9 protein-coding genes are annotated in these 10,743 nt (G+C 43.7%); 5 read left to right on the plus strand and 4 right to left on the minus strand.

The genetic code is table 11. The features are described 5' to 3' along the window. Nucleotides 1-329: 329 nt before the first annotated feature. The 3 genes from HWQ44_RS17925 to HWQ44_RS17935 form a co-directional block, all read right to left on the minus strand. Nucleotides 330-1,001, minus strand: coding sequence for a DUF2834 domain-containing protein (locus HWQ44_RS17925; protein WP_292721091.1), 672 nt, complete (start codon nt 999-1,001; stop codon nt 330-332). A gap of 123 nt (nt 1,002-1,124) precedes the next feature. Beyond that, complete coding sequence (locus HWQ44_RS17930; RefSeq protein ID WP_292721093.1) at nt 1,125-2,297, minus strand: heat-inducible transcriptional repressor HrcA; 1,173 nt, start codon at nt 2,295-2,297, stop codon at nt 1,125-1,127. Between the two features lie 458 nt (nt 2,298-2,755). Then, complete coding sequence (locus HWQ44_RS17935) at nt 2,756-3,088, minus strand: rhodanese-like domain-containing protein (RefSeq protein ID WP_292721095.1); 333 nt, start codon at nt 3,086-3,088, stop codon at nt 2,756-2,758. 159 nt (nt 3,089-3,247) lie between these two features. Here HWQ44_RS17935 and HWQ44_RS17940 point away from each other — a divergent pair, with 159 nt between their 5' ends. The 3 genes from HWQ44_RS17940 (at nt 3,248) to cysE (ending at nt 6,540) form a co-directional block, all read left to right on the plus strand. Then, entirely contained in the window at nt 3,248-4,909 is a 1,662-nt protein-coding gene (locus HWQ44_RS17940) for a DUF3352 domain-containing protein (RefSeq protein WP_292721097.1), read from the plus strand. Between the two features lie 229 nt (nt 4,910-5,138). After that, nucleotides 5,139-5,630 (plus strand): hypothetical protein, encoded by a 492-nt coding sequence (locus HWQ44_RS17945; RefSeq protein ID WP_292721099.1) that lies wholly within the window; start codon nt 5,139-5,141, stop codon nt 5,628-5,630. A gap of 145 nt (nt 5,631-5,775) precedes the next feature. Then, the gene (cysE, locus tag HWQ44_RS17950; protein ID WP_292721101.1) at nt 5,776-6,540 is read left to right on the plus strand and encodes a serine O-acetyltransferase; all 765 of its coding nucleotides are present in this window, start codon (nt 5,776-5,778) and stop codon (nt 6,538-6,540) included. Between the two features lie 47 nt (nt 6,541-6,587). On the opposite strand, the gene HWQ44_RS17955 is transcribed toward cysE, so the two are convergent. After that, nucleotides 6,588-7,172 carry an Npun_F5749 family FMN-dependent PPOX-type flavoprotein gene (locus tag HWQ44_RS17955; protein ID WP_292721102.1) on the minus strand — a complete coding sequence of 195 codons (585 nt, stop codon included), beginning with the start codon at nt 7,170-7,172 and terminating at the stop codon, nt 6,588-6,590. A 206-nt stretch (nt 7,173-7,378) separates the two neighbouring features. On the opposite strand from HWQ44_RS17955, the gene HWQ44_RS17960 reads away from it, so the two are divergent. Both HWQ44_RS17960 and HWQ44_RS17965 read left to right on the plus strand, forming a co-directional pair. Then, on the plus strand, nt 7,379-7,705 hold the full coding sequence (locus HWQ44_RS17960) for a hypothetical protein (protein WP_292721104.1): 327 nt from the start codon (nt 7,379-7,381) through the stop codon (nt 7,703-7,705). Further along, nucleotides 7,706-10,743: tetratricopeptide repeat protein (locus HWQ44_RS17965; RefSeq protein ID WP_292721107.1), on the plus strand; the 3,038-nt coding region annotated here is incomplete at its 3' end.

Below are 10,743 nucleotides of genomic sequence, written 5' to 3' on the forward strand. Positions count from 1 at the left end.
CGATCCCATACGTTGGCGCTTTCGCGACGTTGTAAGGTTGTTGTCATTGTTTTATAAATGCGATTATTTGCAGATGAATTTTAGGTAGGTTTGACTACCTGTTACACATCTTAAATAATTTATTGCGTTTTGTAAAGTACTTTCAGAAAAAACTTTCTCTTGGGATTTACGCACCCACAGAAAATCCCCAATTCACTGAAAAAGGGGATTTTGGGTAGTACGATTTTGGATTAGACATTTTCAGAAATGAATTATGCGTTATCCAGAACCCTTGTAGAGACGCCCAGTCCCATTTCACGTCCTCTTTTGTGAAAAACGCACTTTATTCTTCAATTCACCGCCGGCTGCTTCGATATGGACTCTACACCCGCTTCTTGTAAAGGTGGACGCACAGATAAATAAATCAATGGGCCGAATAGCGGTATCAACGCTATTAACCAGAAAAACTGCGAATTCCAACCGCGACGCGCCATATCATCCCCCAGTAATGTGGGAAATAATAGGCAGAGTAGGCAAAAATCTATGCTCATCACATGGATAAAGCGATTAGTTTGCCACTCTTGCACAAAACTGCCCCAATCTCCTCCTCTTATACCGTAGGCAACTAGAATAACTGTGGCTACCGTTAAGACAAAACCAGTCACACGAGAATCTAGCAGCTTGAGCCAGGTATTCTTTTTACCGAAAAACTGATTACTTGGTTCTCGTAAGACTAAGTACGGTAACAAGGCAAAAGCACCAACTGCAAAAGAGGCCGTAGCAAACAGCCAAGCAGGTATTTTTTGTCCTCTGCCATCAATAAAGACTACTGCACTGTAAATAAGAGGCCAGATGCCCATGAGGTTGAATAGTGCTATGACTAACGGGTTAACGCCTTGCCACTGGCCAATAGAAAGGTTTTTAATTAACTCGAATGTACCAGGTTGCTCAGGAGGCGCGAGGAAAAAAGCATAGACAACAAATCCCAGCCACAGCGAGCCAAAGGCAATTTTTCTAACCATGAAAGATTTAGGTAGTATTAATTATTGATTTTGCCGCTATAAATTGGGCTATCTGACTGCTATTATATTGTCCATTCGCCTAGGGCCGTAGTGGGTGATCCCTAAATATCACCTGATTACGATTTAAGGATTGAAATAACTGAAAGCTTCTGAGAGATAATCAGCAGCAGATGCTACTACTGCGATCGCACTTTCATAATCTAGACGTGTTGGCCCCAAAACTCCCACACTTCCTACTGGTATTGAACCTCGGCGATAGTTAGAAGAAATCAAGGTGCAGGTGCGTATCGGTTCTAATGGATTTTCTGCGCCAATGCGAACCGTTACCTTTGGTTTACTACCATCCTCTGGTTCTGGTTCCTCAAATATTAATCGCCACAGTTGGTCTTGTTCTTCTTCCAGTAGGTGGATTATCGTTTGTACTTGCTGTAACTGGGAAAATTCTGGCTGGCGCAAAACTTCTGACACACCCCGAACCATAATTTGGGTTGCAGTCGGTGCTAGAGTGCGACGAGTCAATTCGGCAACTGAGTTTTTCAAAAATTCCCCGTAGCGTTGGAATTCTTGATCTAGTTCGCTCCAGTTGAGGTAGGCTAATTCCAACAGACTTCGCCCCCGCAGGTGACTATTTAAAAAGTTAGAAACAATCTGCAACTCGCGATCGATTACTTCTGAATCCCGTTGTGTTTCTTCTGGTGTTGGCGACAAATCCATCAATTTGGAATGTGTCTCATAACCATCAGTCACTACAATCAGCATGATCCGTCCAGCTTCAATTTGCACTAATTGCAGATGTCGCAATAGCGCTGTAGTCGTTTGCGGCATCGTAATCAAGCTAATGCAACCACTCAATGTTGCTAAAATCTGCGCGGCTCCTTGCAGTAAGGTTTCTAAACTCCGATCTTCCCACTGAAGATGCTTTTGCAGTGCTACTTCTACTTCTCGCCCTAAAGTTTCCGTACCACTTCCCTGCGGGACGCTGCGGGAACGTGGAAGCAAGCTACGCGTAGCGTCTGTCTGCGACACACTGCGCGAACGCAGAGAAGGTGTAATTAGCTGGTCAACATAAATGCGATAGCCTGAATCTGAAGGTACACGTCCAGCAGAAGCATGTGGTTGGTAGAGTAATCCAGACTTTTCTAAAACACCCATCACATTGCGAATTGTCGCCGAGCTTACACCCAGGTCGTACTCTTCGACCAAAGCCTTTGAACCAACTGGCTCTGCTGTAGCAATGTAGTGACGTACCGTTGCCCAAAGTATATGCTGTTGTCGATTTGTTAACTGAACTTCCATTTATGGTATGTTTTGCTGAAGGCAAATTTTAATCAAACTCTGAAAAAATTTGTGAGTTTTATCGAAAACAAAGAATATTAATAATTAATTAAGATAGCAAACTATACAACTATATTATGATAAGTATCTTTAAAGTTCATATACAAACAACATTTCTATAAGAGTAAGATTGAAATAGAAGCTCAACTTTTTTTGCAAAAGCTACTAGCTCTAATCTACCCTTACCATGCTTCTTTATAACCGTACTTTTGCACAAACTTGCACTTGCAACAGTATTATTAGATACGTATTTTCTGGAAAGGGCTAATGCTAAACTGTGATTTGGCCCAGTCGAAAATTTTGTGCAGATGTACTTTATGCCCAAATTCCCAGCTTTCCAGCAAGCGTCTAAAGTGATGTACTTCTGCTTTTAGCATAGCAAAAGCCAGATGGAAGAGTGAGTTCCACCTGAGCAGAAGCTAATATTGGGGAATTGAATGATCTACTAATAAGGAATAGGCATCAATACCACCTGAAATATTTTGCACATTTGTAAAACCTTGAGCAATCAACCACTGGCACATCTGGGCAGAGCGGATACCGTGGTGGCATAGGACAAGAGTTTCAGCTTGGGGATTGAAGAGGTTAGGTACTTGATCTCCCCATTCGGCAAATTGACTTAAAGGTAGGTTGACAAAGCCCTCAATGCTAGCGATCGCCAATTCTTCTGGTTCACGCACATCTACTAGCTGAATACTTGCGTCACTAGAAGAAAGCCGTTGCGCCAGTTCTTCTACACTAATTTGGTTCATGAGTTCCCTGTCATGAGGTTTTCGTAAACAGTCCTAATACTATTTATGGTGACAGAAAATCTCTGCCTTGGCATCAGCATCCATTCTGAAGAGGGTTGATTAATTCTGCTAGGCTTTCTGCTTAAATGGCTGTAAATCGTCTTTTTTAATAGGTTTAATGTGAATAGGCAACGTTCATTTATTGGTTTTATCGTCGCAGGGGCGATCGCACTGCTAGTAATTGCGATCGCTGGCTTTTACTGGTTTTTCGCCAAAAGTCCGGGTAATCTCATTGCTTCTACCTCCCAGCCTGGTGCAGCCATATTTGTGTCGAAACTTTCCCCTGCAATGGTTTCATTACTGGCGAATCCTGACCGTTTGCAGGCGTTGGATCGAGAAGAGGAACTATCTAAACTCAAAACCAGTTTATTCGCCAAGAGTGGCATAGATTACAAACAAGACATTCAACCCTGGTTAGGGAATGAAATTACATTAGCTATCACCACCTTAGATATCGATCGCGATCCAGAAAACGGACAGCAGCCAGGGTATCTGTTGGCACTAGCAACCAAGCAACCGGAGAAAAGCCGGGAGTTTGTTGAATTGTTGTTTTCTAAACGAGCGTTAGCTGGAGCAAACTTAGCTGTCGAACAATATAAAGGCGTAAAACTGATTTCTGACAATTCTCAACCAGAACAAGACTTGCTTGCTGGTGCTGTTGTCGGCGAAGGCTTTGTATTATTTGCCAACGATCCGAAAGTGCTACGAGATGCTATCAATAACGTCCAAGCGCCCGATCTGAATTTAACTAGCTCCCCAGAATACCAAAAAGCCATCAAAGAACGGCTCAAAAGTAGTTTAGCTGTAGCATTTTTGAATCTTCCTATCGTGGCAAAATGGCAAGGCTTAGAGTTACCAGAACAACTTTATAACAGCCAAATTATATCCTTGGTGTTAAATCCTAAAGGATTACTGACGGAAACTACCTTTCTGACTTCATCGGAAATTGTCTCTCCATCTACACCGCTATCTAAACCTGTGGGAGCATTGCAGTATGTTCCAGCGTCCGCAGGGTTAGCAATTTCTGGCTCGAATTTGAGTAATTTGGGTGACAGTGATTTAACTAAACTCTGGAAACAAGCAACAGCAACTCTATATGGTTCTGGGGAAGATGTGGTTTCTCGGTTAGCAAAACCTTTGGCGGATGTTCAAAAAAGCTGGGGTATAAACTTACCAAAGGATATTTTCAGTTGGGTACAAGGAGAATATGCCATAGCATTGTTACCTGATCAAGAGCAAACAACCCCCCATTGGATTTTTGTGGTGGAAAAATCCGAAGGTGTAGAACAAGGCGTTGCTCGATTAGATGCGATCGCCTCATCCAACGGACTCAGCATTAATACCCTGACTATAGATCAGCAAAAAATCTCTGCTTGGACAGAGTTAACCACCGCTACAAAAAAAAGTGATGTCAAAGAAGGAGCATCTTTCAGCATTGAAACAAAAGTACAGGGTTTGCATACAACTTTAGGAAATTACGAAATTTTCACCTCTGACTTAGAGACGATGGATGAAATTCTCACAACCAAGGATAATTCCATAATTGACAATCCTAATTTCAAAGATAGTATTGCTACAATTCCCTTACCAAATCAAGGCTATATATATCTTGATTGGAGAAAGAGCCAGAATTTGTTAGAGCGTCAAGTACCGATTCTCAAACTAGTGGAAGTTTTAGGTAAACCATTTTTTAACAACCTGCGATCGCTCACAGTTAGTAGTTATGGAACTGACACGCGATCGCTTAAAGGTGGCGTATTCTTCAAACTCCATAATTCGTGAGATTTTCATAGAGAGTCAAAGTGCAAAAGGTAAAATAATTTTTTACCTTTTGCCTTTTTTCATTATATTTATTTAGATCAAGATACAACCTAGCAATTATCTGCCTGCTTTCAAAGTCATTAATTGTGTCACATTTTAATGTGGCACAACCAACTGAAATTTCACTGGATTTTTTTCACTAGAATATGTATATATCATTACTACTTTAAAAGCCTGTTGGAGGGCTACTATGAAAGACTGTCGCCCCCGACTTCAGTTTCGCAGCAGCTGGTTGTTGGCTATACTTACCGCCATTACAGCTACCCCTGCAATAGCAGAGACAGCGAATTTTGGTACTTTCAACTTATCAGCAAATTTTAATCCAGCACAAGGAACAATGCAGGGGTTTACAGGTGGTTCTTACTCATTGTCTGCTATAAGTAACCGCGATCGCGATCAAAAAGCTTGTATTGGTTTTGCCGATCCCAATCCAGATCATATTATGGTTTTGGAAAAGGACTTTTCCCAGCTAACAATCCAAATCGATAGCAACAACACCGACACAACTTTACTTATCCAAGGCCCAGATAATACTATGATTCGTTGCGGCGATGACACTGGTAAAAGTAAAGATGCTAGCGTTAGCGATCGCAACTGGAAAAGTGGCACCTATCGGATTTGGGTAGGTACATTTAATCCTGGGGTCAAGCGTGACTATACTCTGAAAGTGGAGCAGGAGTGATAAGGAGTAGGGAGTAGGGACAAGAGGACAAGGGGGACAAGGGGGATAAGAAGAAGAATAACCATGCCCTATGCCTAATTTTTAGGTGTTACAGAGAGGATAATATGGGAGAGTAGCTTGTTGTGCTTTCCGAGGGTGCTATCTCGTGCTATCTATACTGCGTGCTGACTTTCGTATCATATTTGAACGTGACCCAGCTGCCCGTAACTGGTTGGAAGTTTTATTTTGTTACCCTGGTTTGCAAGCCCTGTTATTCCATAGGCTGGCTCACTGGCTGTATAGTGTTGGTCTTCCCTTTATTCCCCGCCTGATTTCTCACTTGGCTCGGTTTTTGACTGGAATTGAAATCCACCCTGGTGCAACAATTGGGCAAAGTGTGTTTATTGACCACGGGATGGGTGTAGTAATTGGTGAAACTGCGATCGTGGGAGACTATGCTCTAATTTATCAAGGTGTCACCCTTGGGGGTACTGGTAAAGAATGTGGTAAGCGCCATCCTACTGTGGGTGAAAACGTCGTAGTCGGAGCTGGAGCGAAGGTACTGGGCAATATCCAAATTGGCAATAATGTCCGTATTGGTGCTGGTTCTGTTGTTCTCAGAGATGTGCCTTCAGACTGTACTGTGGTAGGTGTGCCTGGGCGCATCATGTATCGTTCTGGAGTTCGGGTTTCACCTCTTGAACACAATAACTTACCAGATTCAGAAGCTCAAGTAATTCGTGCTTTAGTAGACCGCATTGAGGCGTTGGAAGAACAAATACAAACTCTTCAGCGCAACAATTCTTCAGAAAAAACTCCTGTTTTGGTGGGTGCTTTAGCAACGAAAGAGGATGAGCTAATCCACGATACTCGCTGGTGCAACCTCAAGGATAAGACTATTCAGGAATTTCTAGATGGTGCTGGCATTTAGTTAAATGTTAAGGGTTGGGTTAAGGGTCAATCTTTTGACTCTTGACTTCACGGATTAAGCGCTTCGCTAGTCCACTGTTGGTGGTCATTACGGCAGTAAAGCCATCGATTTTGTGGTTCGCCGCGTAATTCTAAATGGTCTACTTCCACTGGATCGAGTAGCAGGAGACAAAAATTAGGCACTGGCTCAACTGGATCGGGTGGTGATGGCTCAAAGGCTCCTGCTTCTTGGATTCTGGGTTTACCAGGATGCGGCCAAGCAAACTGTAAACGCGCCGCATCACTTAATTCTTGCCACATTGCGATTCGTGCTGGCTGTAGATCCCGATTGGAATCATCACCGTTTACCAGGGTCAAACAGCCAGTGATGCGAAATTGTTCTCGTGTATTGGGGAAGTACCAGCAAATTTCTGCCCAAGGTTGTTGCTGTATTTGGTCGGCTTTAGCGCTACGGTTATCGGTGATAAATTTTAGCTGGTTTGTATCTTCCAGAAAGCCGCGAAAAACTAGGGTACGATTGGCGGGGCGACCATTCGCTTGTAGCGTTGCTAGTTGCAGGTAACGGGCATAAACAAGGCTGCGGTTCCGATGGAGTGCATGAGCGATCGCACCTCGCCAAGGAGCAAGAGACATATCAATTAAAAATTAAAAATTAAAACTTAAAAATGAAGAAAGTCAGATTTAATCTGGGTTTCCAGGTTTGGGTCTGTTGTCTTATTTTAGACAATTGGTACAACACTAAGTAAATAATTTTGCAATTGTCTCTGTGTCTTTGCGTGAATATTATCCTCAATTCAACGCAGAATATACAGTATGTTGTATAAATTCGCAGATGAGCTATGGCAGAAATTCAAGTTGGAATTGAAGGGGAAGGCGCAGCAGCAGCAGCCGAGGCTTTGCTAGAAATTCCTGGAATATCGGGAAGCTATGAAGTTCCGACGCAAAGAGAGGGAACTTTGGCGGTGATCGCAACTATTATTACCATTGTGGGTGGTGTTGCGGCTTTAGCTGAACAAATTCGCAAATGGTATCAAGAATGGGATAAATCTCATCCTGGGAAGCAATTTGATGTGGTAATTCTTGACCCTGATACTGGAAACAGGATTTTACTCGAAGAAGCTACTATAGAGGAAATCACGGAAATCCTCAAATCTATCAGCAAATAAGTGCAAACTATCCGCATTCAACTTCGGGAATGTACGCAGGAAACAGTTGAACTCAGGTATTGGCTACCTCAACAAAAGCACTATGAATCACGTCGCCTGAAATTAGCAGAAATCGCTGATTTCCTCAAGCAAGGTGAACGAGATTACTATAAACTGCTGCCCAATTTATCAGGAATCGGGAAGCAGTTATTTTTTTGGTTGGATGGGGATGGACGCTGGTTGAGTCGGGGAATTGCTAACTGTCGCGGTGAAGGGTTGGTAATTGCCATTGATACTGATAAAAAATTGGCACATCTACCTTGGGAAGTGCTGCATGATGGTGAGGATTTTTTGGTGAAGCGGGTTAATCCAGTGGTGTTACCTCTGCGCTGGATTGAGAAAGAAACGGAAACGTTTTCTGTGGAAGCACGACAATTGCGAGTATTGTTTATGGCAACCGATCCGGAAGATGTGGAACCAAAGTTAGAGTTTGAACAGGAAGAAGCGAGAATTCTGGCAGATACGCGAGATTTTGCTGTTGATTTGCGGGTGGAAGAAAGCGGTTGCGTTAGCGAGTTGGGTAAGGTGTGGAGTCGCTATTTTAATGACTTTGATGTGTTTCACCTCACAGGACACGCCTCAATTAAAGATGAGGCACCTTACACGCCTTACTTTATCACTGAGACGGAAATCGGCGATCGCCACGAAACCACAGCCGCAGAACTGGCGGAAGTCTTCCGGTTTCGCTTTCCCAAGTTGGTGTTTTTGTCTGGGTGTCGGACTGGACAAGCACCAGATAAAGGCGCTGTCCCTTCAATGGCTGAGGCACTAATTGCCCAAGGGGCGAGGGCGGTTTTAAGTTGGGGGCGGCCTGTGGAAGATCGGACAGCTACAGCCGCCGCCGCGCACCTCTACGGCAAATTGGCAGCCGGATATCAATTAGCCCAAGCACTCGCTAGCACTTACCAGCAGTTGTTTAAACAGAATGTGCGTGACTGGCATTTGTTGCGGTTATATGTCCAGGGAGAATGTCCGGGTGCGTTGGTGGAAGTGTTGGGAGATTTTCTACCCTCAGTGCCGGAACCTGCTTATGAACTGTTTTTAGATCCCGATAGACTGGTGCGGGTGGCGAAACCCTCTGAGTTTGTTGGCAGACGGCGGACTTTGCAACGTTGTCTCAAAGCTATTCGCACTTCATTAGGGGTACTAATTCACGGACTGGGGGGTGTGGGTAAGAGTACTGTGACGGCGCGACTTCTGGAAAGGATGGTTGGCTATCACAGGCTGGTGAACTTTCGGCAACTGGATGAGGATAAACTGCTCAAAACCCTTGCTGAACAATGTACCTCGGAACGGGGGCATGATATTCTCAATGGCAAGTTACCCTTAATGCAGCGTCTCACCAAGTTTTTCACTGAAGGACTCAATACCAAAGAACAGCGCTTTGCCTTTGTGCTGGATGACTTTGAGGCTAATTTGGATTTACGCAATGGGGTTTATGTCTTGCAACCACAAGTTGTGGATGTACTGCTGGCGTTGCTGAAGGCGATGCAAAATTCCCAACTTCCCCACAAGGTAATTATTACCTGTCGCTACAATTTCACATTGTCGGAACTGAATCATCGTCTGTACCGCGAACCTCTGGGGGCTTTGGGTGGGGCAGATTTAATTAAAAAGTATAATCGTCTGGATTCGTTTAATGGCAGTTGGCAATTTCAGCCAGATTTGCCGGAACGTGCCAAACAAGCAGCAGATGGAAATCCTCGGCTGTTGGAATGGTTAGATAAGATTTTGCAAAATTCCCCGAAGTCGCCGGAAGCGGAGAGGGGAGTTGAGATGATTCTGCAAAAGATGGCAGATAAGGAAAAGGAATTTCGTGAGGATATTTTGGCACAGGTATTGCTGAAGCAGCAAACTCCAGCTTTGCGTCTTATGCTGGGGAAGTTGTTGGTGTATGAGTTACCTGTTCCTCTAGCTGCTATTTCCCCGATTTGTGAGGATATCTCTAGTTGGGAAAGTCATATTCAACGCGCTGAATTTTTGGGTTTGTTGGAAGTTACCCTCACCAACAACACAGAGAGGTTGTATCGTGTTCCCCGGATTTTGTCACCGTTGCTAGAGTTTCCAGAAAACCCCAAGGGTGAAGAGTTGTATAAACAAGCTGCACAAATTTTGTATCGTCTGTGGTGCGAAGGGGCGGAAAGTTATAGGGAAGCACAAGGGTTAGAAATTCATCGCTTGGGGTTGTTGGGGAAGGATGAAGGAATTGCGGAGGAAATAGCTAGTTTATTGGTTAACTACTTGTTGCATCAAAGTCGATTTCGGGAAGCAATACATCTGTGCAAATCAACTTTAGAAATTACTAAAAACCATAGTGTTCTCAGACAAATTGCTTATTGTGAACACCAAATGGGTGAGGTTGATCGAGCATTAAACTATTACCAACAAGCTTTAAATCTTTGTCCCGCAGAAAACGAACAAGAATTAGCATCAATTTATCATCATTTAGGGATACTGAAAGCCAACATAGGGGAAGTTGAAGAAGCGATCACACTCTACAATCAGTCTTTGGAAATAACAGAACGCATTGGTGATGTCCAAACCAAAGCGGCGACGTTGCAGAATCTGGGACTTATCTACGCCAACAAAGGGGAAGTGGATCAAGCGATCGCACTTTTAAATCAATCTTTGGAAATAACAGAACGCATTGGTGATGTCCAAACCAAAGCGGCGACGTTGCAGAATCTGGGAATGATCTACGCCAACAAAGGGGAAGTGGATCAAGCGATCGCACTCTACAATCAGTCTTTGGAAGTTTTTGAACGCATTGGTGATGTCCGAGGCAAAGCGGCGACGTTGCAGAATCTGGCAGCTATCTACGCTGACAAAGGGGAAGTGGATCAAGCGATCGCACTCTACAATCAGTCTTTGGAAGTTTTTGAACGTCTTGGTGATGCCTATTGGAAAGCAGTAACGTTGCATAATATAGCAAGCATTCACGCTAACAAAGGGGAAGTGGAACAAGCGATCGCACTCTACAATCAGTCTTTGGAAGTTTT

It is taken from the genome of Nostoc sp. JL34 (genome assembly GCF_017114945.1).
Lineage (GTDB): Bacteria > Cyanobacteriota > Cyanobacteriia > Cyanobacteriales > Nostocaceae > Nostoc.

What these genes read in the sequence shown, in the direction of transcription:
- HWQ44_RS17925 (WP_292721091.1), bottom strand. Translation starts at nt 1,001, where the DNA reads ATGGTTAGAAAAATTGCCTTTGGCTCGCTGTGGCTGGGATTTGTTGTC.
- HWQ44_RS17930 (WP_292721093.1), bottom strand. Translation starts at nt 2,297, where the DNA reads ATGGAAGTTCAGTTAACAAATCGACAACAGCATATACTTTGGGCAACG.
- HWQ44_RS17935 (WP_292721095.1), bottom strand. Translation starts at nt 3,088, where the DNA reads ATGAACCAAATTAGTGTAGAAGAACTGGCGCAACGGCTTTCTTCTAGT.
- HWQ44_RS17945 (WP_292721099.1), top strand. Translation starts at nt 5,139, where the DNA reads ATGAAAGACTGTCGCCCCCGACTTCAGTTTCGCAGCAGCTGGTTGTTG.
- HWQ44_RS17955 (WP_292721102.1), bottom strand. Translation starts at nt 7,172, where the DNA reads ATGTCTCTTGCTCCTTGGCGAGGTGCGATCGCTCATGCACTCCATCGG.
- HWQ44_RS17960 (WP_292721104.1), top strand. Translation starts at nt 7,379, where the DNA reads ATGGCAGAAATTCAAGTTGGAATTGAAGGGGAAGGCGCAGCAGCAGCA.